Genomic DNA, 23,456 nt, shown 5'->3' on the forward strand with positions numbered 1-23,456 from the left:
GTCCGGGTACTCGCCGGCGGTGACGTGCAGGTCGGTCACCAGCGTCGGCGGCGGCCCGGACACGGGGTCGGACGGATCGAGGCGCGACAGGCAGAGGACCCGGTCCTCCGGCCGCAGCGCCGCGGCCAGGATGGGCAGCAGCGCGACCGTCACCGCCTCGGGCGGCGCCTGGTGCACGTCGTCGAAGACGATCAGCCGGGGGCCGGCCTTCTGGTCCGCCGGCGCCGCGGCGAACCAGCGCCGTGCCGCCTCGGCGATCTTGGCGACCGCCCGGGGCGTCGGGTCGGGCGGGATGTTGGTGCCGAAGCCGTGCGGCAGGCCGAGGAAGCCGCCCAGCGTGGCGAACAGGCGCAACGGGTCGGCGTCGGCCTCGTCGACGGCGTACCACAGCACCGCGGCGTCGCCGGCCCGGCGCCAGCGCGACTCGGCCCAGGTGGCGGCCAGGGCGGTCTTGCCGGTGCCGGGCGCGGCCGAGACCCACAGCAGGGCCCGCGGCGGCGCCTGCTCCAGCCGCTCGAACAGGCGGGTGCGCAGCACCAGCCCCACGCCCGACGGCGCGGCGGGGGCGTCCAGGCCGCCGCTGTTGTCCTGGCGGTGCAATGCCGGCATCTCCGGCCCCTGTGACAAGGCGTTCCTCCCCCGGTTCTCCGGGCGGCACCGGATCATCGTAAAATTTGCATAGCCGGGCAATCGGTGATGCATCGGTGATGGATCGGTGACGCGTCCGGGGGAGGGCGTCCGTTACACTGAGCCGACCGCATTCCCGACCGCAGTGTCGAGAACTGCCGATGCAAGGGGGGGGCACCATGATCCGGCATGGCTTCTGGGCAGGACTTCTCGGATGCGTCGTCTGGCTCGCGGCGCCAGCCCTGGCAAGGGCGCAAAGCTGCTCGATCTCGTCGCAGACCGGCGTCTATACCTGCAGCCTCGCCGCCGGACAGTATTCTTCCGGAATATCGTTCGTCGCACCCCTCGACACCAGCAACCCATCCTTCCCATTTGTCTTGCCCATATCCGTGACGGCTGCGGGCGACATCACCTCCGCGGCGTCATCTTCCCAAAATTCTGCGCTGGGCGTCGTCTCGGCCCCCTCGCGGATCGTTTTTGGTTCCTCCAACACCGCGGGCCTGGAGGTCACCAACACGGGATCCCTGACGGTGATGTCGGGGCAGAGTGCCAATGCGATCTATGGGTTGTCCGCGGCGATGATTGGCGGCCAAAGCGGCAACACCTATTCGAATGATCAGCCGCTTAAGCAGCCGTTGACCATCACCAATACCGGCACCATCATCTTGCAGGGCGTCGAGTCATCGGGCGGAAGCGCCCTCTACGGGTTGGCGCAAGGCGGCGACGCAGGTCCCGGCGATCCGGGTGGGGCTTCCGGCGGCGTGGTCATCACCAACAGCGGTACAATCGACGCGACCATCACCGCCAATGGGTATGGCGGGATCGAGGCGCTCTCGCGCGGCGGCGGCGGGGCGAACAATGGCGACGGGAACGGCGGCACCGGCGGCAACAGCGCAAGCTCCACGGTAACCAGCTCGGCTCCCGTCAGCGTCACCCTCACCTGGAACTCCAGTTCCAGCAGCTCCAATTCGGGAGTGTACGGTGTCCTGGCGCAGTCGGCGGGCAACGATGGTGGCGACGCCACGGATGGTGACAATGGCGGGAACGGTGGCTCCGGATCTCTCGCAGAGGTCACTCTCACCGCGGGCGCCGACGTCAGCGTCATGGCGAACGGCATCGCCCCAACGACGTCGTCTCTCCACACTCCCAGCGCCGGCGTCTCGGCGGCGATCGTTGGCGGCGAGGGAGGACAGTTGGTGGATTGCGGCGCCTTATGCGGCAAGTCCACCAACGCCGGTAATGGTGGATCTGTCAGCTATGCGTCGATCACGGTCACGGACGCGAATGTCACGACCTCAGGGGATTCGCTGCCCGGCCTCCTGATCTACGAACGAGGCGGCGCAGGCGGAAATGGCGAATTCGCCACCACCTGCTCACCCCATACTTGTGAGGCCCACCGGAACGGCGGCGCCGGCGGGAATGTCGACCTGAGCCAAACCACGAATACCATTGTCGGGTTCATTCAGGTCACGACTGTCACGGCGCCGGTCACGATATCGACGAACGGCGCCGGTTCGGCGGCCGTCGCGGCGCTTGTCCAGGGCGGAGCCGGCGGGTTTGGCGGATTTGCGAATCCTGTTACCGGCACGACCGCCGGCAATGGCGGAGAGGGCGGCGACATCACAGCACCCATCCAGATTCAGCTCACCGGCACGGCCCAATACCCAATCAATCTGACGACCTCGGGCAGCCCCACGCCTGGGATCGCGACCCCCTCGCCTGGGATCGCGGCCCACAGTGCCGGCGGCGCCGGCGGCCGTGGCGGCGATGCCGACAAGGACTTCGACAACGCCCATGGAGGCAATGGCGGCAGCGGGGGATCGGGCAACGACATCAGCGTATCCCTGCCTTTCACCTCGATCGGGACGTCGGGCATCGCTTCGTCAGGGATTGTCGCCGAGTCTGAGGGCGGCCCGGGCGGTCAGGGAGGCGTCGGCAGTACAGGCATCGCCGTCGGCAGCGGCGGCTACGGCGGGGCCGGCGGCAACGCGGGCAATGTGACGGTCACGCTGGACGATACCTCTTCGATCGGCACCTCGACCGCCGATTCTTCGGGCATCGTGGCACTGAGCCTCAGCGGCGCCGGCGGCAATGCCATGGGGGCTACCGGTCTGGTCACCACGGGGGGCAATGGCGGCGCCGGCGGCAATGCGGGCGATGTGACGGTCAACAACTATGGCTATATCAGCACGAAGGGCGCGTCGGCCCGCGGCATCCTCGCGCAGTCGATGTCGGGCGCCGGCGGAGCGGGGGGATCCACGGGGGCCGGCTTCTACGGCAGCGCCGGCACAGGTGCGTCGAGCGGCGCGGCCGGCACGGTGACGGTGCAGCACACTGGATCGATCACCACCCTCGGAGACAACGCGGACGGCATCCTGGCGCAGTCCATCGGCGGCTCGGGCGGCGCCGGCGGGTCCGGCTCCGGCTTCGTCGCGGTTGGCGGCGACGGCGACACCAACCCTCTCACCGCCGCTGGCGGCACCGTCAATATCAGCACCGACTCCGGCGACATCACGACGTTCGGCACTTCCGCAATCGGCATCCTCGGACAATCGATCGGCGGCGGCGGCGGCGATGGCGGCGGCTCGACGGGTGTCTTTGTCAGCGTCGGCGGCACAGCGCAGGCGGCCGGCGGAGCGGGCGGGGCCGTGTCCAGCACGAACAACCAGAACACGGTCATCACCACAAACGGGGATTTCTCGCCCGCCTTCGTCCTGCAGTCGATCGGCGGCGGCGGCGGCAATGGCGGCAATGCCGAAAGCGATGCACCCACTGCGTCGGTCGCCATCGGAGGCAATGCCGGCCATGGCGGCAACGGCGGTTCGGCCAGCTTCGACATCCCAAGCTCCACGTCTACCCCCGTCAGCCCCATGATCACCACCGTCGGGACGAAGTCGCCCGGCCTCGTGGTGCAGTCGATCGGCGGCGGCGGCGGCACCGGCGGCAACGCTTTCGCCGGCTCGGTCGGGGTAGGCTTCTCCGCATCGTGGGCGGTCGGCGGCGCCGGCGGAACGGCAGGCGCCGGCGGTCCGGCCCAAGCCCAAGTGACGGCAGGCACCATCGCCACGGGCCAGAATCCGCTGCTGACCAGCGGGGCGCCGACCTGCACCAGCAAAAGTGGCGTTAAGGGGCTGCCATGCGCCCCCTTGCCGGTCGACAGTTACGGCGTCGTGGTCCAGAGCGTCGGCGGCGGCGGCGGGCTCGGCGGGTCGGCGTCTGCTCAGTCTCTTGCGGTCGAGACTCCGACACCCGGGATTCAGTTCGCCATGGCCATATCGGCGGCCGTGGGCGGGGCGGGTGGCGGTGGCGGCGATGGCGGGGCTGCGAGCTTCGGGTTGTCGAACGGCGGCAAGATCATCACCAGCGGCCAGGGTTCGACGGCGGTCCTGGCGCAGAGCATCGGCGGCGGCGGCGGCGCAGGCGGCGACTCCTCGGCGCTCGCGGTGGTGGTGGGATATTTCGATGCGATGCCCGAGGACACCGAGTCCATATCCGCGGTCGGGACGGTCGCAATGGGCGGCAGTGGCGGTTCAGGCGGTGCGGGCGGTAATGTCAACGTCGTGCTCAGCGGCACGCTGACCGATTGCCCGAGCACCGGTAGCGCCGGCGGTTGCAGTCGTCAGCAGGACTCCTCCGGTTCAAACCCCACTTCGATCACGACCTATGGCGACTTCGCCGACGGCGTCGTCGCGCAATCGATCGGCGGCGGCGGCGGCAACGCAGGGTTCGGCAGCAGCAACTCCCAGGCCTTCGGCACCGGCACCAACACGTCGATCAGCGTGACCTTGGGTTCGCAAGGCGGCTCTGGCGGAACAGGCGGCAGCGTGACGGTTGACCAGTATGCCGGAAACAGCATCACGACCTTTGGCTCCGGGGCGGTCGGCCTGATGGCGCAGTCGATCGGCGGCGGCGGCGGCACATCCCAGGGCGGCTCCATCAACGTGGGGGAGAGTTTCTCAACAGACGACAGCACAAACATTTCGGTCGGACTGAACCTCAATCTGGGCGCCAAGGGGGGCAGCGGCAACACGGGCGGCGCCGTTACGGTGTCCGCAATGGGGCCCATCACGACACATGGCGCTGACGCGACCGGTATCGTCGCGCAGTCGATCGGCGGCGGCGGCGGGCTCGGCGGATCGGCCGGAGCCGACGCTTCGGCGGACAACCCGATACTGCAAGGGCTGGGTGCGCGCCAGGCGGTGAGCAACTGGGGGAGCTTTCTCAAAGGTGAATCGGGCGGCTCGTTCGCCGGCAACCTCGAGCTCTCCATCGGAGGCAAGGGGGCGACCGGCGCCGACGGCGGCACCGTATTGACGCTACTCTATGCTCCGATCACGACAACCGGGGATTGGGCCAATGGCATCGTCGCCCAGAGCATCGGCGGCGGCGGCGGCAAGGGCGGCGTCGCCGTCTCGAGCGGTACGGGCGGGCTGTCCTATATCCCCGTAAACCACGATCTGGCCATCGGCGGGCATGGAGGGGCCGGCGGTGACGGCGGCTCGGTCACGGTCGAACTGGACCAAGGCAACCAGGGGGGATCCTTCGACAACGATACGAGTATCAGCACGGCCGGGTTCGGCGCCACCGCCGTGATCGCCCAAAGCATCGGCGGCGGCGGCGGCACCGGCGCCGACGGCTCCGACAGCGCGACGGGCACGCTCTCGGTCGGGGGCGCAACCAGTGGTTCGGGCGGCGCGGGCGGCAACGGCGGCACGGTCACCCTCAGCTACTACAACCCGGACCCGGTTTCCACCAGCATCGCCACCACCGGCGATGCGGCCGACGGCGTGGACCTGCAATCGATCGGCGGCGGCGGCGGCATGGCGGGCGCCGGCAGCAGCCTCTTCGTCGGCGGTGGTGTCGGCGGTTGGCAGCAATCGGCAACACTGAAGCTCTCGGCGGGCGGCGGCTCGGCTGCCAGCGGCGCGGGTGGTGCGGTGAGTTTCGCACCCTCCTCGAACGGCGATACCCCCTTGATCATCTCAACGACCGGCAACGATTCCTTCGGCATCCTGGCGCAGTCGATCGGCGGCGGCGGCGGCATCGTGACAAGCCAGCAGAGTTCTTCGGCTCCCCCCAACCTGACGATCGGCGGTGCCTCGAGCGACCAGTCGAATGTCGGCGGCGCCGTCAGCGTCACGCTGGGCAGCCAGGGCACAATCACCACGACGGGCATCGGGGCGCACGGCATCGTGGCGCAATCGATCGGCGGCGGCGGCGGCATCATCCGCCTCGTCAACCTCACCGGGGACAGCCCGGTGCTCAGCACGTCGCCGCCGTCGGGCCTGTCAGCTCCCGATAATTCCGTCGGGGAGGGCGGGACCGTCAACGTCGAAGTCGACGGCGGCGTCAGCGTCAGCGGTGCGGGCGGCATTCTCGCCCAAAGCCTCGGCGGCGGCGGCGCCCTCGTCATCAACGGCAATTCGATCTATGCCGGCTCCCCCAACGTCTCTAAAGGCGCCGGTCAGGGCGGCCCCGTCACCATAACGACGACCGGCTCCGTGTCGGCCACCGGCGCGAGCGGGATCGGTATCTTTGCGCAAAGCTCGGGTTACGGTTCATCCCCGGTCGGTGTCACCGTCGGAGGCAGCGTGGTGGGCGGCAGCGGCCAGGCTGCCATGTCCGATCAGTCCGGCAACTCCACCCAACTCGGCGCCAGTGCCATCGAGATCGACGGCGCCAGTGGCGGCAACGTCGTGACCGTAAGCTCCGGCGGCTCGCTCACCACCATGTCAGGCACCAGCGGCACCGCGATCGTGCAGATGGGGAGCGGGACCACCAACGTCACCAATGACGGCACGGTCACGGGCGCGACCTATCTGGGCGGCGGCACGATCACCAACTCCTCCGGTAGCAGCGTCTTCAACGCCGGCCCCGACGTCCAGGGCGACGTCGTCAACCACGGCACCGTCAATCTCGGCATGCCGGGAGAGCTGCGCAGCACCCATGTCACCGGCGATTTCACCCAGACCGGGGAAGGCCGGCTGGGCGTGACCGTCGACTCGCTCAACCGGACGGCCGGCCATCTCCAGGTCGACGGCACGGCGACGCTGGACGGCAAGATCGTGCCGACGGCGATCACGCTGCTGCCCGGGGCGCTGCCGGTGGTGACGGCGGGGCATCTCGTCTCCACGGCCGATGGGGCGGATGTGCAGCTGTTCCACTGGGACATCGCGCAGTCGGGCAACACCCTCTCGCTCTCGCCGCGCCGGGACTTCAAGCCCGACGGCGTGTCCCTGACCGACAGCCAGTCCTCGCTGGCCGGCTATTACGGCCGGGTCTGGGACAACGGGGACAAGGCCTTCGCCACCGTCTTCGCCGAGCTGTCGCGGATGAACGACGGCAGCGACTACAGGGCGGCGCTCGACGCCTGGTCGAGCAAGGCGGACCATGCCCAATCCATCGCCCTGGCCAATTCGGCCGGCGCCATCCTGGGCGCGGCGATGAGCTGCCCGATCCTGGTCGACCAGAATGTGCTGCTGGGCGAGGACAACTGCGTCTGGGCCAAGGTCACCGGGCGCTGGACCGACCAGTCCTCCACCGGCAACAACACCCCGGGCTACCACGTCTCGGGCACGACCTACCGGATCGGCGCCCAGCACGAGATCGCCCCCGACTGGTATCTCGGCGCCTCCTTCGGTTTCGGCCAGAGCTGGACGACGATGGATGGCGGCTCCTCCGGCAACGGCGACACCTATGACGGGTCGGTCACGCTGAAGCGCGTCATGGGGCCGTGGCAGTTCGCCGGGTCGATGGCCTTCGCCGGCGGCTCGTTCGAGGCCAACCGGCGGCTCGACATCCCCGGCATCGCCAGCGAGACGCTGCAGAGCGACCCGAGCATCTTCCTGGCCGGCGGCCGGCTGCGCGCCGCCTATGAGTTCGCCTTTGACGACTGGTACATCCGGCCCTATGGCGATCTCGACGTGGTCTACACCGACCTGCCCGGCTTCAAGGAGAAGGGCGACGATCTCTTCGCCCTCGACGTCCGCGGCAGCAGCAAGACCAGCGTGGCGCTGTCGCCGATGGTGGAGTTCGGCGGCCGGCTGGACCTGGATCCGGAGACAGCGCTGCGGGCCTATGTCGCCTTCGGCCTGAGCTACCAGCCCGACAGCACGCGGACGATCCATTCCAGCTTCGTCGGGGCGTCCTCGGCGAACGGCACCTTCAGCGACCACATCGACTCGCCGGAGGTGCTGGGCCGGATCGATGTCGGGGTGCAGCTGTTCCGGGCCGGCGGCTTCGAGCTGAAGGGCGAGTACACGGCGGATGTCGGCGGCTCCTACCTCAGCCAGTCCGCCAGCGCCCGGGCCGCCTATCACTTCTGAGACGGTGTCGACAGCGGCCGGATCGCGGGATTGCCACCCCGCGGTCCGGCCTGCTTCGATCCGGCAAACACAGGCAGACGTCATCGTCTCGTCCCGGATGGCTCCCCTGGTCCAGACCGCCGCCCAACCGGAGGGGAAATGGCGCGATCCGGACCGTGTCTGAAGCACCGCTGTGAGGCCGCTCCTCACCCTTTGCCCACATCAAAGCGCGGCGCCGCGGCAGCCCTTCTCTGGGCCGGCTTTCCTCCAGTTCCAGCCGGCCCAGGCCGATCGCGGCCGCAAACAGCGGTCATGCGGCGGCGATCCTTCAAGCGGGACCTGATCCGGACGGCGCTGCACGAACCGGTGAAGGAACCGGAGACCAGGCCCTCACCTCCGCTCTGATGCCCCGAACGATCCGAGAGGGCGATGGCGCGGCGGTGCCCAGCCCCGGGATCCCTGCTTCGCCCATGCGTCGTCTCCGCTCCATCCAAAGGAACCGATCGCCAGCCCGGTTGACTCTCGTCCTGCCCGCTTCTAGGTTAACGTTAATACGCAGCCGTCCGGGCCGGACGGTCAAGCGCTTTCAGGACGGCAACAACCGACCATCACCGGATGACGCTTCCCAAGGGGAGGATGCGCATGGCGGTCCGCTGGAGCAGGCTCTCACCGCAGTTGGCCCTCACCCCGGCGATGGCGGTCACGCTGGTGGCGTTCCTCGGCGCGATCTGCTGGACGGTGTACCTGTCCTTCACCAACAGCCGCCGCTTTCCGGACTACACCTTCATCGGCTGGCGCCAGTACCAGCGCCTGCTCGCCGACGATTCCTGGGCGATGGCGCTGAAGAACGTCGTCATCCTCGGCATCGGCAGCCTGCTCAGCATCGTGCTCGGCTTCATCCTGGCGGCGCTGATCGACAAGGAGGTGCGCGGCGAGGGCTTCTTCCGCACCATCTTCCTGTATCCGCTCGCGGTGTCGCTGATCGTCACCGGCCTGGTCTGGCGCTGGCTGTTCAACCCGACGCTGGGGGTCGAGCACGCCTTCCATTCGATCGGCTGGGACTGGGTCGGCTTCAACTGGCTCGCCTCCTCCCAGACCGTGATGTACGGCATCATCCTCGCCTCGGTCTGGCAGAGCACCGGCTTCTTCATGGCGCTGATGCTGGCTGGGCTGAAGTCGATCCATCCGGAGATCTGGAAGGCGGCCAAGCTGGACGGGGTGTCGGTCTGGCGGCTGTACATCGAGATCATCATCCCGATGCTGAAATTCACCTTCCTGACCTGCATCATCCTGCTGTCGCTCGGGGTGGTGAAGGCCTACGACATCGTCGTCGCCATGACCAATGGCGGGCCGGGCAACGGCTCCTACGTGCCGGCCTATTTCGCCATCAATGCCTATTGGACCAAGCAGAATCTGGGCTATGGCGCGGCGGCGGCGACGGTCATGCTGCTGATGACCTTCGTGCTGTTCCTGCCGTTCCTGGTGTTCGCCGTGCTGCGCCGGCGGCGGGAGGCGGCAGCATGAGCCAGGCGACCGCCCTGGCGACGCCCGTCGCCCCGGACCGCGCCCGACGGCGCCGGCTGCGGCCGCACCGGATCGCCACCCTGGCCTTCCTGACCATGGCGGCGGCGTTCTTCGCGGTGCCGCTCTACGTCATCGTCACCACCTCGTTCAAGACCATGGACCAGATCCGGCTGGGCCGGATCTTCTCGCTGCCCGACACCTGGACGCTGGAGGCCTGGCGCTATGCCTGGTTCAACGCCTGCTCGGGCATGAACTGCGACGGCGTCGGCATCGGCTTCCTGAACTCGCTGATGATCCTGGCGCCCAGCCTGGTGCTGTCGATCTCGCTGGCCGCGGTCACCGGCTACGCCCTGGCGCTGTGGCCGGTGCGCTGGGCCAACGGCTTCCTGTTCACCCTGTTCATCTGCGCCTTCGTGCCGTTCCAGATCATCATGTACCCGCTGATCAAGCTGACCGGGCTGGCCGGCATCTATGGCAGCACGCTGGGCATCGCCGTCGTCCATGCGGTGCTGGCGATGCCGGTGCTGACGCTGATCTTCCACAACTTCTTCAAGACGATCCCGGCCGAGCTGACGGCCGCGGCGATGATCGATTCCGGCAGCTTCTGGAAGATCTTCCTGGAGATCATCCTGCCCTTGTCCGGCAACATCATGATCGTCGTCCTGATCCTGCAGATCACCAGCATCTGGAACGACTTCCTGGTCGGGCTGACCTTCGGCGGCTATGGCAGCCAGCCGATGAACGTGGTGCTGGCCAATGTCGCCCTGACCACCACCGGCGAGCAGCTCTACAACGTCAACATGGCGGCGGCGCTGCTGACCGCGATCCCGCCGCTGGCGATCTATTTCGGCCTCGGCCGCTTCTTCATCCAGGGCATCACCGCAGGCGCGATCAAGGGGTAGCCATGCCGGCCGTCGAGTTCCGCGACATCGTCAAGAGATACGGGCCGCTGACGGTGCTGGAGCACCTGAACCTGCGGATCGAGGACGGCGAGTTCGTGGTGCTGCTGGGCCCGTCCGGCTGCGGCAAGACCACGCTGCTGAACCTGCTGGCCGGCCTCCTGGACCCCAGCGGCGGCGAGATCCGGATCGGCGACCGCGACGTCACCCATCTCGACCCCAAGGACCGCGGGCTGGCCATGGTGTTCCAGTCCTACGCCCTGTACCCGACCAAGACCGTCCGCGGAAATTTGAAGTTCGGGCTGAGCGCGCGGAAGCTGTCGCGCGACGAGATCGACCGCCGCATCGCCTGGGCGGCGAAGCTGCTGCAGATCGAGCCGCTCTTGGACCGCAAGCCGGCGCAGCTGTCCGGCGGCCAGCGCCAGCGCGTCGCCATCGGCCGCGCCTTGGTCAAGCAGGTCGGCGTCTTCCTGTTCGACGAGCCGCTGTCGAACCTGGACGCCAAGCTGCGCACCGAGATGCGGATCGAGATCAAGAAGCTGCACGGCCAGCTGCGCAACACCGTGGTCTACGTCACCCACGACCAGGTCGAGGCCATGACCATGGCCACCCGGATCGCGGTGATGGACCAGGGCGTGATCCAGCAGGTCGGCACGCCCGACGAGATCTACGACCGGCCGGAGAACATCTTCGTCGCCGATTTCGTCGGGTCGCCGGCGATGAACTTCGTCGACTGCGCGCTGCAGGCGGAGGCCGACGGGCTGGCCGCGGTGGACGGGCGGAGCGGGCTGAGCTTCGGCCTGGACGATTATCCGTGGCGCCGCCCGCCCGAGCCCGGCCGGCCGGTGACCATCGGCTTCCGGCCGGAGCATCTGCGGCCGCCGAACGGCGCCGAGGGGCGGCATCTGCGGCTCGACCTGCCGGTCGGCCATTCCGAGAAGTCCGGCTCCGACGTGGTGCTGTTCCTGTCGCTGCCGCAGCGGATGATCGCCGCCAAGCTGGACGCTGCCGCGGCCGAGCCGCTGCGCCGCCAGGAGCGGGCGTCGCTGGCCCTGCCGCTGGACCGCATCGCGGTGTTCGACACGGCCTCGGGACAAAGACTGTGAGCAATGCAGGCCAACCAGGGAGGACGTCATGAGGTTCAGGCTGAGGATGGCGGCGCTGGCCGCGGCCCTGTCGCTGCCGCTGCTGGCCGCGGTGCCGGCCCGGGCGCAGGAGTTGCTGATCTTCCACAACTGGTCGTCGCCGACCGAGATGGCGTCGCTGAAGGTGCTGCGCGACCGGTTCGAGGCCGGCGGCGGCGTCTGGAAGGATCTGTCGATCCCGCATGACAGCGGCACCAATGTCAGCCTGATCAACATGCTGACCGGCGGCAACCCGCCCGATGTGTTCATGGAGTCGAGCCCGGGCATCTATCGCGACCTGAAATCGCAGGGCCTGGCCTTCCCGGTGGGCCCGCTGTTCGACGAGATCGGCGCCACCAAAAACCTGCCGGACTCGGTGCTGAAGAGCATCACCGTCGACGGCGAGATCATGAAGGTCCCGACCGCGGTCCACATCGACGGCATGGTGTTCTACAACACCCGCGTCGCCCAGGCCGTCGGGGTCGACCCGAAGAGCTGGACATCGCTCGACGACTTCTTCGCCGTCGCCGACAGGATCAAGGCCGCCGGCTACATCCCGCTGGCGATCGGCGGCGAGAAGTGGCAGATCGGCTATCTGCTGCACGCGCTGATGGCGGCCCGGACCGGCGGCGCGATCTATGAGCGGATCTACGGCGGCACGCCGGACCGCAGCGCCATCGATTCCAATGAGATGCGCCAGACTCTGGCGCTGTTCCGCAAGTTCCAGCACCACACCGACCCCGGCTCGCCCAACCGCAAATGGAACGACACCACCAACCTGGTGATCACCGGCAAGGCCTTCATGCAGGTCCATGGCGACTGGATGAAGGGCGAGTTCCGCAGCGCCGGGAAGCAGCTGGGCACCGATTACGACTGCATCAACATCCCCGGCACCAAGGGGGTGGTGGTGACGGTCGACGCCTTCGGCCTGCTCGACACCAAGGACGAGGCCAAGACCAAGGCGCAGAAGCTGTTCGCCTCGATCGTCGTCGACCCGCAGGTGCAGGCGGAGTTCGCGGCCGTCAAAGGGTCGAGCCCGGTGCGGCTGGACTCTCCGTCCGACAAGCTCGACGCCTGCAACGCCATCGTCCACGACCTGCTGGCCGACCCGGCGATCCAGCACCAGAGCCCGCACAACACCGCCGATCCCGACTGGCTGAGCGCGATCTGGGACGAGGCCGATAAGTTCTGGAACGACCCCGGCATGACCGACGCCGATTTCATCGCCGGCCTGCAGAACGCCTACGACACGATCTTCTGACCTGCCCGCAACCGAGGATATCCGGAATGAAATTCTTCGACGACAAGATGGTGGCCCAGATCTGCTTCGTCACCGACGATCTGGACAAGACCGCGGCATGGTTCAGCGGCTTCTTCGACGCCCCGATCAAGGCCAGGGTGACCTCCGGCCCGCGCTCGGAGGCCGAGACCGAGTATCGCGGCGCCCCGTCCGAGGCGCGCTGCCGCATGGCCTTCTTCACCTTCGGCAATGTCGAGATCGAGCTGATCGAGCCCGACGAGCACCCGAGCTGCTGGCGCGAGTTCCTGGAGAAGAACGGCCCCGGCTGCCACCATTTGGCCTTCAAGGTGAAGGGCATGAAGGAGAAGGTCGCCGCCTTCGAGGCCGGCGGCTACCCGCTGCTGCAGAAGGGCGAATTCACCGGCGGCCGCTACGCCTATGTCGACACGGAGCCGCAGCTGGGCGCCCTGATCGAGCTGCTGGAGATCGACGCGCGATAGGGTGGTTCAGCCCGACGGTGGGCGCGGCAGGAAGCGGATCTCGCGCAGGTCCTGCAGCGCCTTCTGCCACAGCGTCTCGAAGCCCTGGGTCAGGCTGGCGGCCAGCTCGCGGTCATGCACCAGGAGCGAGGCGAAGCGCCCCTCCGGCACGAAGGGGTGGTCGAGCGACAGGATCACCGTCTCGTCGTCCAGCACATGGAACGGGTGGCCCAGCTCGCCCGAATAGCGCAGCCCCGACAGGTGGCCGAGCGTGCCGCCGTGGCGCCGCAGGAACGCCAGCAGTCGCGGCGCCGTGCGGTCGGAGAAGCCGAAGATCGCCCGGTGGTCCAGCCCACGCCCGGAGGCGGCGCGGGCGAGGCGCTTGAGCACGTCGAAGCCGGAATCGGCCTGGCGGTCGATGGCCGAGAGGTCGCCCTCCTCGAGATAGGACAGCACCCGCCGCCGCGCCCCGGCGAGGCGGGCGAGATGGCGCTTCACATGGCTTTCGGTGCCCAGCGCCAAATCGACCACGCCGCGGCCGCCGCGCAGCCGCCCGGGCAGGTCGCGCAGCGTGGCGCGCAGCTGGTCGGCCTGGGCGGCGAAGCTCTCCGCCCGCTCGCGCGCCAGCTCGACCAGCCGGTCGACCACCGCGTCCGCAGGCAGCGCGGCATACAGCTTGGGCCGGCTGTGCTGGATCTCGCACAGCCCCAGCCGGGCCAGCTTCTCCATCGCCAGGTAGATCTTCGAGGTCGGGATGTCGCCCTCGCGGCACAGCCCGGCCGCGTCGGAGACGCCGAGAATCCCCAGGCCGACCAGGGCCCGCTTCTCGTAGAGCGAGAAGCCGGCCTCGTCGAGCAGCGCCAGGTCCTGCCATCGCATGACCGCTTTCTACTCCAGAAAGTAGATGAAAGCGAGCCGACGGCCGCGGACAATCTCCCCATCGGCAACAACTCCTGGGGAGAGAGACATGAGCGAGGATCTGAGCCACCTGAAATATCCGGAGGCCCCGGCGCAGGTGATCCCGAGCTTCTGGGTCGAGGAGGTGGAGACGCTGCGCGAGTTCTATCTGGAGAAGCTCGGCTTCGGCCACATGATGGGCATCGTCGGCAAGGACGGGAAGTTCGACTTCGGCATCGTCCGGCGCGACGGCATCATGGTGATGATGGGCCGCCCGCAGTCGCCGGGCGGCGGCGCCACCCGGGGCCAAGGCGGGGCCCGGCCGCTCGACATCTACTTCTACGTGAAGAATGTCGACGCCTTCCACGACGAGGTGCGGTCGCGCGGCGTGGCGGTGACCGAGGCGCTGAGCACGCAATGGTGGGGCGACCGCACCTTTGCGGTGAAGGACCCCTACGGCTACTCGCTGTGGTTCTGCCAGACCGTCGGCGCCCCCGAGCCGCCGCCGGGCGTGACGATGGTGTGAGACAGGCCTGGACGGGGAGGCCTACTCCCCGTCCTCGCTCCTCTGCCCCCGCAGCTTGGCCCAGTAGTCCAGCCGCTTCTTGATCTCGCGCTCGAAGCCGCGCTCGACCGGCTGGTAGAACTGCTGCCGGTCCATGTCCGGCGGGAAGTAGTTCTGGCCGGAGAAGCCTTCGTCGGTGTCGTGGTCGTAGGCGTAGCCCTTGCCGTAGCCGATCTCCTTCATCAGCCGGGTCGGGGCGTTCAGGATGTGCATCGGCGGCATCAGGCTGCCGGTCTCCTTGGCCGCGCGGGCGCTGGTCTTGAACGCGGTGTAGGCGGCGTTCGACTTCGGCGCCGTGGCCAGGTAGATCACCGCCTGGGCGATCGCCAGCTCGCCCTCCGGGCTGCCCAGCCGCTCATAGGCGTCCCAGGCCGCCAGCGCCTGGGTCAGCGCCTGCGGGTCGGCTATGCCGATATCCTCGACCGCGAAGCGCACCAGCCGCCGCACGACATAGAGCGGGTCCTCGCCGCCCGCCAGCATCCGCGCGAACCAGTAGAGGCCGGCATCGACGTCGGAGCCGCGCAGCGACTTGTGCAGCGCCGAGATCAGGTTGTAGTGGCTCTCCTGCGCCTTGTCGTAGACCGGCGCCCGGCGCTGCACCGTCTGGGCCAGGCCGGCGGCGTCGAGCGGTGCCGCCGCCTTCAGGGCGAACAGCTCCTCCGCCAGGTTCAGCAAATAGCGGCCGTCGCCATCGGCCATGGCCTTGACCGCGTCGCGCGCCTCCGGCGCCAGCGGCAGGGGGCGGCCCTCCGCCGCCTCGGCCCGCTGCAGCAGTTCCTCCAGCGCCGCGAAGTCCAGCCGGTTCAGCACGAAGACCTGGCAGCGCGACAGCAGCGCCGCGTTCAGCTCGAAGGACGGGTTCTCGGTGGTGGCGCCGATCAGGGTGATGGTGCCGTCCTCGACCACCGGCAGGAAGGCGTCCTGCTGGCTGCGGTTGAAGCGGTGCACCTCGTCGACGAACAGCAGCGTGCCCTGCCCCACCGCGCGCCGGCCGCGGGCGGCGTCGAAGATCTTCCGCAGCTCCGCCACGCCGGAGAAGATCGCCGACAGCGGCTCGAAATGCAGGTCGGTGTGCTCGGCCAGCAGGCGGGCCAGGGTGGTCTTGCCGCAGCCGGGCGGCCCCCACAGGATCATGCTGGCGATGCGGTGCGCCGCCACCATCCGGCCGATCGGCCCCTCCGGCTTCAGCAGGTGGTCCTGGCCGACCACCTCGCCGATGCTGCGCGGCCGCAGCCGGTCGGCCAAGGGCCGCGGCGCCTGGCCGGCGAAGAGCGATGGGGTGTCGTCGGGTCTGGAAGATCGAGCCATGATGGGCCGCATCGTCGGCCAGCGGCCGCCGCGGCGCAATGGCGAGCTTCGACGGCGCCAGGGGTCATCGCCACATTCCGGCCACGCTTTCGCCCGGTTGTGATCACGGTCACTTCGCCTGGAACTTTTGCAGTGCAAAAGGCGAACGACCGCTCAGCCCTAACCCCGACAATTGACAACCCCCCATGCAGGCACGACCCTCTTGGCCGGGGACCTCCTTCGGAGTGCGAGACATGATGACCGGGCGCCTGCAGACGCGGCCAGGAAGGGTATTCGGCACCCTCGTCGCATTGGGAACGGTGGCCTTTCTGGCCGCCTGCAACGAATCGGGCAGCGACCAGGGGCAGTCGGCGCCACCGCCCCCGCCGGTCACGGTGGCCTCGCCGCTGGTCCAGCGCATCACCGAATGGGACGAGTTCACCGGCCGCTACGAGGCGACGGCCTCGGTCGAGGTGCGGGCCCGTGTCTCCGGCTACCTGCAGTCGATCAACTTCGCCGACGGCGCCACGGTCAAGCAGGGCGACGTGCTGTTCGTGATCGACCCGCGGCCCTACCAGGCGACGGTGGATTCGGCCAAGGCCGACCTGAGCAGCGCCGAGGCCCGGCTCGACCTCGCCAAGGTCCAGCTCGACCGCGCCCAGTCGCTAGTCGCCCAGTCCAACGTCTCGCGCTCGTCCTATGACCAGGCGGTGCAGGAGCGGCGGGCGGCCGAGGCCGCGGTGGCCCAGACCACGGCGGCGCTGCAGTCGGCGCAGCTGAACCTCGACTTCACCCAGGTCAAGGCGCCGATGGCCGGCCGCGTCTCCAACCGCCGGGTCGACATCGGCAACTTGGTGACCGGCGACCCGAGCTCGACCCTGCTGACCACCATCGTGGCGCTCGACCCGATCTATTTCGAGTTCGACATGAGCGAGTCCGACTACCTCGCCTATCAGCGCGCGGTGGTGGCCGGCAAGCTGCCCTCGACCCGCGACAACGCCACCATCATCCAGACCCGCCTGCCGGACGAGCAGGACTGGCCGCATGCCGGCACCATGAACTTCGTCGACAACCAGCTCGACCCCGGCTCCGGCACCATCCGCGCCCGCGCCCTCCTGGACAACAAGGACCTGTTCATCACCCCGGGCCAGTTCGGCCGGCTGCGGCTGCCCGGGTCGAACGAATACGACGCCATCCTGATCCCGGACAGCGCGATCCTGACCGACCAGTCGAACCGGATCGTGATGACGGTCAAGGATGACGGCACGGTCGAACCCAAGATCATCCGGCCGGGCCCGACCCAGCCGGGCGGCCTGCGCATCGTGCGCGAGGGCCTGAGCGCGCAGGACAAGGTCATCATCAACGGCCTGGTCCGCGCCCGCCCGGGCGGCAAGGTGACGGCGCAGCCCGGCAAGATCGAGCCGGCGCCGGAATACGAAGCGAACTGAGGACGGGCCCAGATGCGCTTCTCCCATTTCTGCATCGACCGCCCGATCTTCGCGACGGTGCTGTCGATCCTGGTCGTGCTGCTCGGCGCGGCCGCCTACTTCACCCTGCCGGTGGCGCAGTATCCCGAGATCGCGCCGCCGACCATCGAGATCCGCACCTCCTACCCCGGCGCCTCGGCCGAGGTGGTCTCCAACACGGTCTCGACGCCGATCGAGCAGGAGATCAACGGCGTCGAGAACATGCTGTACATGCAGTCGCAGGCGACCGGCGACGGCCAGCTGGTGATCCAGGTCACCTTCAGCCTGGGCACCGATCTCGACATCGCCCAGGTGCTGGTGCAGAACCGCGTCGCCGTGGCCGAGCCGCGGCTGCCGGACGAGGTGCGCCAGATCGGCGTGACCGTGCGCAAATCCTCGCCCGACATGCTGATGGTGATCCATCTCAGCTCCTCGGACGGATCGCGCGACCCGCTCTACATCTCCAACTACGCGACGCTGCAGGTGCGCGACGTGCTGGCCCGCCTCGACGGCGTCGGCGACGTGCGCATCTTCGGCGCCCGCGACTACGCCATGCGGGTCTGGCTGGACCCGGACAAGGCGGCCTCGCGCAACCTCACGGCCGGCGAGATCGTCGCGGCGCTGCGCTCGCAGAACGTCCAGGTCGCCTCCGGCGTGCTGAACCAGCCGCCGGTGCCGGGCCAGGGCGGCGCCTACCAGCTCAATGTCGAGACCCTCGGCCGCCTGTCCGACCCGCGCCAGTTCGGCAACATCGTCATCAAGACCGACACCGACGGCCGCGTCACCCGCGTGCGCGACATCGCCACGGTCGAGCTGGCGGCGCAGGACTACACCGCCAACGGCTATCTCGACGAACGGCCGGCGGTGCCGCTGCTGGTGTTCCAGCGCCCGGGATCGAACGCGCTGGAGACGGCCGAGCGGCTGATCTCGACCATGCAGGAGCTGTCCAGGAGCTTCCCGCCCGGCCTGCAGTACAACATCATCTACAACCCGACCGAGTTCATCGCCGAATCGGTGCATGAGGTCGAGAAGACGATCTGGGAAGCGATCGCCCTGGTCGTCATCGTCGTCATCCTGTTCCTGCAGACCTGGCGCGCGGCGATCATCCCGGTCGTCGCCATCCCGATCTCGCTGATCGGCACCTTCATCGTGATGGCGGCGCTGGGATATTCGCTGAACAACCTGTCGCTGTTCGGCCTGGTGCTGGCCATCGGCATCGTCGTCGACGACGCCATCGTCGTGGTCGAGAACGTCGAACGCCATCTGCGCGAAGGCAAATCGCCCAAGGAGGCGGCGCATCTGACCATGGACGAGGTCGGCGGCGCGCTGATCGCCATCGCCCTTGTGCTGTGCGCCGTGTTCATCCCGGCGGCGATGATCAGCGGCATCTCCGGCCAGTTCTTCCGCCAGTTCGCGGTCACCATCGCCGCGGCGACGGTGATCTCGGCCTTCGTGTCGCTGACCCTCAGCCCGGCGCTCTGCGCCATCCTCTTGAAGCCGCACCAGGAGCATCACGAGAAGAAGACCTTCGTGCTGTTCCGGCCGATCCAGTCCTTCTTCCGCGGCTTCAACTGGGCCTTCGACAAGCTGTCGCACGGCTATGGCGGGCTGACCCGGCGGATCCTGCGCTTCGCCGTGGTCATGCTGGTGCTCTATGTCGGGCTGATCGGCCTGACCGGGCTGCAGTTCGGCCGGGCGCCGACCGGCTTCATCCCGGACCAGGACCAGGGCTATCTGATCACCGTGATCCAGCTGCCCCCCGGCTCCTCCCTCGCCCGCACCGACGCGGTGGTGCGGCAGGCCGCCAAGGAGATCCTGCAGGTTCCGGGCATCATCCATGTCGTGCCCTTCTCCGGCTTCGATGGCGCCACCTTCACCAACGCCTCGAACGCCGGCGCGATCTTCTCCACCTTCGCGCCCTTCGCCGAGCGCGACGCCAAGGGGCAGGATGTGCGGCACCTGCAGCAGGCGCTGAACCAGAAGCTCGCCGCCATCCAGGACGCCTTCATCATCACCATCCAGCCCCCGCCCGTGCGCGGCATCGGCACCGGCGGCGGCTTCAAGATGATGGTCGAGGACAAGACCGGCCGCGGCCTGCCGGCACTGGACGCCGCGACCCAGGAGATCGTGGCCAAGGCGAACCAGACCCCGGGCCTGGCCGGCATCTTCTCGCTGTTCAACACCCGCACGCCGAAGCTCTATGCCGACATCGACCGGGTGAAGGCGGAGATGCTGGGCGTGCCGGCCGACCGGGTGTTCGAGACGCTCGAGGTCTATCTCGGCTCGACCTATGTCAACGACTTCAACTATCTCGGCCGCACCTTCCGCCTGACCGCCCAGGCGGACGGCAAGTTCCGGCAGACCCTGCGCGACATCGGCAACTACAAGACCCGCAGCGACAGCGGCGGGATGGTGCCGCTCAGCGCCGTGGCCAGCTTCCACGACCGCACCGGCGCCTATCGCGTGCCGCGCTTCAACCTGTACCCGGCGGCCGAGGTCCAGGGATCGACCCTGCCGGGCTATTCCACCGGCTACGCGCTGGCGGCGATGGAGCAGATCGCCACCGAGACGCTGCCGCAGGGCTTCGGCTTCGAATGGACCGAGCTGGCGCTGCAGGAGAAGCTGGCCGGCAACACCGGCATGCTGGTGTTCGTCGCCTCGGTGGTGTTCGTCTTCCTGCTGCTGGCGGCGCAGTATGAAAGCTGGACCCTGCCGCTGTCGGTCATCCTGATCGTGCCGATGTGCCTGCTGGCCGCGGTCACGGGGCTGCTGCTCAGGGGCATGGACGTCAACATCCTGGCGCAGATCGGCTTCGTCGTGCTGATCGGCCTGGCTGCGAAGAACGCGATCCTGATCGTCGAGTTCGCCCGCCAGGCGGAGGAGCATGGCGAGAGCCGGCAGGAGGCCGCGATCTCGGCCGCCCGCACCCGGCTGCGGCCGATCCTGATGACGTCCTTCGCCTTCATCTTCGGCGTGGTGCCGCTGGTGATCGCGTCGGGCGCCGGCTACGAGATGCGGCAGTCGCTGGGCACGGCGGTGTTCTTCGGCATGATCGGCGTGACCGTGTTCGGCCTGCTGTTCACGCCGATGTTCTACGTCGTCTGCCGCTGGCTCGGCTCGGTGGTCGGCCGGCGCAAGCCTGCAGCCCCGGCGCCGAAGCCGGAAGGCGGCCCGGCGGAGTGATCGCGGCAGCCACCCCGGAGGCTACTCCGGGGTGGCGCTTCCCCGCGCCAGTTCCGGCAGGCGCAGGTCCCGGTACAGCTCGGCCAGCACGCCCGCGAAGACGCTGACCTCGGCCGCGGTCAGCGCCAGCCACAGGACATCGAGCAGCAGGGTCACGACGCTGGGGCCCTGCTGGTCCGGCAGGATCGCCTCCAGCACCAGGTCGAGGCCGGTGGCGACCAGGAAGAACCCCAGCGAAGCGATGATCAGGGCGCCCAGCACGGCCAACCGCCGGCCGCGCAGCAGCCGGCTGCTCTGGGCCGCGGTCAGGCCCCGGTCGCCGATCGCGATGGCGGGCAGGACAAGCCCGTAGAAGGCGAAGGGCACGGTCGCCGCCACCGTGGTCGCCGCCGAAACCACCGGCAGCCCCAGCATGCCCCCCGACACCCCGCCGGATGCCATGGACTGCAGCAGCGACGGCCCCCCGACGATGCCGAGCAGGATCGACAGCACGAACAGCCCGGCCATGGCCGTGAGCGCACCGAGGAAGCCGAGCCAGATCTGGTACAGGGCAAAGCGCAGCGCCGTGGCGTCGGCCGGGAACGGCGCCATTTCGCCGCGCAGCACGTAGCGGTGCCAGCTGACCGCGATCAGGGTGATGGCGAACACCCACACCAGCATCGACAGCAGCATGGCCAGGGCGCCGCCGCCGGAGGGCTCTCCGCCCGCGAACATCGCCGCAACCTCGTCGCCCCACAGCCAGTCGATGGCGAAGCCGAAGATCAGGGCGAAGGCCACCGCCGGCGCCGCCAGCCGCGCCAGGACCCCGGCATGCCCCAGGCTCCAGCCCACGGAGCGCCGCAGCAGGTCGCCGGTCGAAAGTGCCGCCATCATCCATTCCCTTCCTCGAATCGGGGCGGATCATTTCAGCCGGACGGCGGCGAGGCAACCGGGCTACCGCCCGACGACCGTCTCCAGCACCTGTCCGCTGCGCTGGACGGCGATGCGCCACGGGCCACGGGAGCCGCGCAGCACCGTGTCCAGCGCCTCGGTGCTCTCTACCGCCTCGTCGTCGAGCCGCAGCAGCACGTCGCCCGCCTGCAGCCCCAGCCGCGCCGCCGGGCTGCGGGCGGCGACCGCGGTCACCACCACGCCCTTGCCGGGGCCGTTCAGCCGCAACTCCTCCGCCACCGCCGGCGAGACATTGACCACGGTGGCGCCGGACAGGGGCGACCGGCCGCCAAGCACGCGCTGGTCGCGCGGCGGATCCTCCGGCGGCGCCTCGACCGGCAGCGCCAGCTCCGCCGTGTCGGTCCCGCGCCGCACCGTCAGCTTCGCCGTGGCGCCGAGGTCCAGCGTGGCCAGGCGGAAGCGCAGCGATTCCGGGTCGTCGACCGCATGGCCGTCGACTGCCGCGACCACGTCGCCGACCTTGAGGCCGGCCCGCGCCGCCGGGCCGCCGGCGGCGACGCCGTTGACCAGCACGCCGGCCGGGCGGTCCAGGCCATAGGCCTCGGCCAGGCTGCGGTCGACCGCCTGGCCGTCGGCGCCGAGCCAGGGCCGCACCACCTTCTGCCCGGTCTCGGCCGCCCGCATCATGCTGCGCAGCATGTTGGCCGGGATGGCGAAGCCGATGCCGAGCGAGCCGCCGGTGCGGCTGTAGATCGCGGTGTTGATGCCGACCAGCCGGCCCTTCATGTCGATCAGGGCGCCACCGGAATTGCCCGGGTTCACCGCCGCGTCGGTCTGGATGAAGAAATCGTAGTCGGAGATGCCGACCGCAGTGCGGGCGATGGCCGAGACGATGCCCATGGTCACGGTCTGGCCGACGCCGAAAGGGTTGCCGATCGCCAGCACCAGGTCACCGACCTCGAGCGCGTCGCTGTCGCCGAGCGGCAGCGACGGCAGCGACCGGCCGGCGAGGTCCTTGAGCCTGAGGAAGGCGAGGTCGGTGCGTTCGTCCGACAGCACCAGCTCGGCCTCGTACTCGGTGCGGTCGGACAAGACCACGGTGATCTGGTCGGCGTCCTTGATCACATGGTGGTTGGTGACCACCAGCCCGCCCGCCCCGACCACGACGCCGGAGCCGAGCGAGTTCTCGACCCGCTGCCGCGGCCGGCCGCCCGGCATGTCGTCGCCGAAGAAGCGCTGGAAGAACGGGTCGTCGAACAGCGGGTTCGCCCGCTCGACCACCATGTGGCGGGCATAGATGTTGACCACGGCCGGCGCCGCGCTGCGCACCAGGGGCGCGAAGCTGAGGTCGATCTCGGCCCGGCTGGCCGGCACCACCGGCTCCGCCGCGGCCGGCCCGGCCAGCAGGAGCAGCACCGCCGCCGCGGCGCCTGCGAAACGGAACATCCTTCCTCCATCCGCCGTCACGGGCCTGGGTCTAGCCGAAGCCGCCGGCCGGCGTCCATGGGCCGCCATGCCGCGGATCTACGGCTCCATCACCTCCTGCAGCAGGGCCAGCGCCTGCAGCAGGGCCGGCGACCGGTCGCCGCGGCGCCAGACGGCGGCGATCCGGGCCTGCGGCGCAGGATCGGCGAGCGCCAGGTAGCGCACCCCGTCGGGCCGCAGCCGGCGCAGCGAGCCCGGCACCAGCGACACGCCGAATCCGGCCGCGACCAGCGACACGATGGCGTGCATCTGATGCGCCGACTGGGCGATCCGCGGCACGAAGCCGGCGGCGGCGCAGGCCTCGAGAATGGCGGCGTGAAAGCCCGGCCCCTCGCCCTGCGGGAACATGACGAAGGGCTCGGCGGCGAGGTCGGAGAGGCCGATCCGGCCGCAACCCGCCAGCGCATGGTCGGCCGGGACCACGGCGACCATCGGCTCGGCCCAGGCCGGGCGCTGCTCCAGCCCCTCGCTGTCCGGCAGCGGCG

Annotated in this window: 15 protein-coding genes; 9 read left to right on the forward strand and 6 right to left on the reverse strand. The window is 69.2% G+C overall.

Annotation, left to right across the window (positions count from 1 at the left end; genetic code table 11):
* The coding region (locus tag ACTOWL_RS34285) for a hypothetical protein (protein ID WP_441325790.1) at nucleotides 1-609 on the reverse strand (609 nt) is incomplete at its 3' end.
* A 197-nt stretch (nucleotides 610-806) separates the two neighbouring features.
* On the opposite strand from ACTOWL_RS34285, the gene ACTOWL_RS34290 reads away from it, so the two are divergent.
* From ACTOWL_RS34290 to ACTOWL_RS34315, 6 genes are all read left to right on the forward strand, one after another.
* Nucleotides 807-7,952 (forward strand): hypothetical protein, encoded by a 7,146-nt coding sequence (locus tag ACTOWL_RS34290; RefSeq protein WP_441325791.1) that lies wholly within the window; start codon nucleotides 807-809, stop codon nucleotides 7,950-7,952.
* A 621-nt stretch (nucleotides 7,953-8,573) separates the two neighbouring features.
* Nucleotides 8,574-9,455 (forward strand): carbohydrate ABC transporter permease, encoded by an 882-nt coding sequence (locus ACTOWL_RS34295; protein ID WP_441325792.1) that lies wholly within the window; start codon nucleotides 8,574-8,576, stop codon nucleotides 9,453-9,455.
* The gene (locus ACTOWL_RS34300; protein WP_441325793.1) at nucleotides 9,452-10,357 is read left to right on the forward strand and encodes a carbohydrate ABC transporter permease; all 906 of its coding nucleotides are present in this window, start codon (nucleotides 9,452-9,454) and stop codon (nucleotides 10,355-10,357) included. The genes ACTOWL_RS34295 and ACTOWL_RS34300 overlap by 4 nt, the downstream gene beginning before the upstream one ends.
* 2 nt (nucleotides 10,358-10,359) lie before the next feature.
* Nucleotides 10,360-11,460, forward strand: a complete 1,101-nt coding sequence (locus ACTOWL_RS34305; protein ID WP_441325794.1) for an ABC transporter ATP-binding protein — start codon at nucleotides 10,360-10,362, stop codon at nucleotides 11,458-11,460.
* Nucleotides 11,461-11,488: 28 nt separating this feature from the next.
* Nucleotides 11,489-12,739: an ABC transporter substrate-binding protein gene (locus ACTOWL_RS34310; protein WP_441325795.1), complete on the forward strand. Its 1,251-nt coding sequence runs from the start codon at nucleotides 11,489-11,491 to the stop codon at nucleotides 12,737-12,739.
* Nucleotides 12,740-12,765: 26 nt separating this feature from the next.
* On the forward strand, nucleotides 12,766-13,218 hold the full coding sequence (locus ACTOWL_RS34315; protein ID WP_441325796.1) for a VOC family protein: 453 nt from the start codon (nucleotides 12,766-12,768) through the stop codon (nucleotides 13,216-13,218).
* A 6-nt stretch (nucleotides 13,219-13,224) separates the two neighbouring features.
* On the opposite strand, the gene ACTOWL_RS34320 is transcribed toward ACTOWL_RS34315, so the two are convergent.
* Complete coding sequence (locus tag ACTOWL_RS34320; RefSeq protein ID WP_441325797.1) at nucleotides 13,225-14,076, reverse strand: TrmB family transcriptional regulator; 852 nt, start codon at nucleotides 14,074-14,076, stop codon at nucleotides 13,225-13,227.
* Between the two features lie 88 nt (nucleotides 14,077-14,164).
* On the opposite strand from ACTOWL_RS34320, the gene ACTOWL_RS34325 reads away from it, so the two are divergent.
* Nucleotides 14,165-14,620, forward strand: coding sequence for a VOC family protein (locus ACTOWL_RS34325; protein ID WP_441325798.1), 456 nt, complete (start codon nucleotides 14,165-14,167; stop codon nucleotides 14,618-14,620).
* A 21-nt stretch (nucleotides 14,621-14,641) separates the two neighbouring features.
* On the opposite strand, the gene ACTOWL_RS34330 is transcribed toward ACTOWL_RS34325, so the two are convergent.
* Nucleotides 14,642-15,967 carry a replication-associated recombination protein A gene (locus ACTOWL_RS34330; protein ID WP_441325799.1) on the reverse strand — a complete coding sequence of 442 codons (1,326 nt, stop codon included), beginning with the start codon at nucleotides 15,965-15,967 and terminating at the stop codon, nucleotides 14,642-14,644.
* 233 nt (nucleotides 15,968-16,200) lie between these two features.
* Between ACTOWL_RS34330 and ACTOWL_RS34335 the strand changes: the two genes are divergently transcribed.
* Both ACTOWL_RS34335 and ACTOWL_RS34340 read left to right on the forward strand, forming a co-directional pair.
* Nucleotides 16,201-17,394, forward strand: a complete 1,194-nt coding sequence (locus ACTOWL_RS34335) for an efflux RND transporter periplasmic adaptor subunit (protein ID WP_441325800.1) — start codon at nucleotides 16,201-16,203, stop codon at nucleotides 17,392-17,394.
* 12 nt (nucleotides 17,395-17,406) lie between these two features.
* Entirely contained in the window at nucleotides 17,407-20,595 is a 3,189-nt protein-coding gene (locus ACTOWL_RS34340) for an efflux RND transporter permease subunit (protein WP_441325801.1), read from the forward strand.
* Nucleotides 20,596-20,616: 21 nt separating this feature from the next.
* Here ACTOWL_RS34340 and ACTOWL_RS34345 read toward each other — a convergent pair whose 3' ends face one another.
* From ACTOWL_RS34345 to ACTOWL_RS34355, 3 genes are all read right to left on the reverse strand, one after another.
* Complete coding sequence (locus ACTOWL_RS34345) at nucleotides 20,617-21,465, reverse strand: hypothetical protein (RefSeq protein ID WP_441325802.1); 849 nt, start codon at nucleotides 21,463-21,465, stop codon at nucleotides 20,617-20,619.
* Between the two features lie 63 nt (nucleotides 21,466-21,528).
* Nucleotides 21,529-22,932: a Do family serine endopeptidase gene (locus tag ACTOWL_RS34350; protein WP_441325803.1), complete on the reverse strand. Its 1,404-nt coding sequence runs from the start codon at nucleotides 22,930-22,932 to the stop codon at nucleotides 21,529-21,531.
* Nucleotides 22,933-23,010: 78 nt separating this feature from the next.
* On the reverse strand, nucleotides 23,011-23,456 hold a 446-nt coding region (locus tag ACTOWL_RS34355), incomplete at its 5' end, for a LysR family substrate-binding domain-containing protein (protein WP_441325804.1).

The sequence above is a fragment of the Inquilinus sp. CA228 genome (assembly GCF_052078665.1).
Classification (GTDB): Bacteria; Pseudomonadota; Alphaproteobacteria; order DSM-16000; family Inquilinaceae; genus Inquilinus.

Coding starts and splice junctions, on each gene's coding strand:
- ACTOWL_RS34290 (WP_441325791.1), top strand. CDS start 807: ATGATCCGGCATGGCTTCTGGGCAGGACTTCTCGGATGCGTCGTCTGG.
- ACTOWL_RS34295 (WP_441325792.1), top strand. CDS start 8,574: ATGGCGGTCCGCTGGAGCAGGCTCTCACCGCAGTTGGCCCTCACCCCG.
- ACTOWL_RS34300 (WP_441325793.1), top strand. CDS start 9,452: ATGAGCCAGGCGACCGCCCTGGCGACGCCCGTCGCCCCGGACCGCGCC.
- ACTOWL_RS34305 (WP_441325794.1), top strand. CDS start 10,360: ATGCCGGCCGTCGAGTTCCGCGACATCGTCAAGAGATACGGGCCGCTG.
- ACTOWL_RS34310 (WP_441325795.1), top strand. CDS start 11,489: ATGAGGTTCAGGCTGAGGATGGCGGCGCTGGCCGCGGCCCTGTCGCTG.
- ACTOWL_RS34315 (WP_441325796.1), top strand. CDS start 12,766: ATGAAATTCTTCGACGACAAGATGGTGGCCCAGATCTGCTTCGTCACC.
- ACTOWL_RS34320 (WP_441325797.1), bottom strand. CDS start 14,076: ATGCGATGGCAGGACCTGGCGCTGCTCGACGAGGCCGGCTTCTCGCTC.
- ACTOWL_RS34325 (WP_441325798.1), top strand. CDS start 14,165: ATGAGCGAGGATCTGAGCCACCTGAAATATCCGGAGGCCCCGGCGCAG.
- ACTOWL_RS34330 (WP_441325799.1), bottom strand. CDS start 15,967: ATGGCTCGATCTTCCAGACCCGACGACACCCCATCGCTCTTCGCCGGC.
- ACTOWL_RS34335 (WP_441325800.1), top strand. CDS start 16,201: ATGATGACCGGGCGCCTGCAGACGCGGCCAGGAAGGGTATTCGGCACC.
- ACTOWL_RS34340 (WP_441325801.1), top strand. CDS start 17,407: ATGCGCTTCTCCCATTTCTGCATCGACCGCCCGATCTTCGCGACGGTG.
- ACTOWL_RS34345 (WP_441325802.1), bottom strand. CDS start 21,465: ATGGCGGCACTTTCGACCGGCGACCTGCTGCGGCGCTCCGTGGGCTGG.
- ACTOWL_RS34350 (WP_441325803.1), bottom strand. CDS start 22,932: ATGTTCCGTTTCGCAGGCGCCGCGGCGGCGGTGCTGCTCCTGCTGGCC.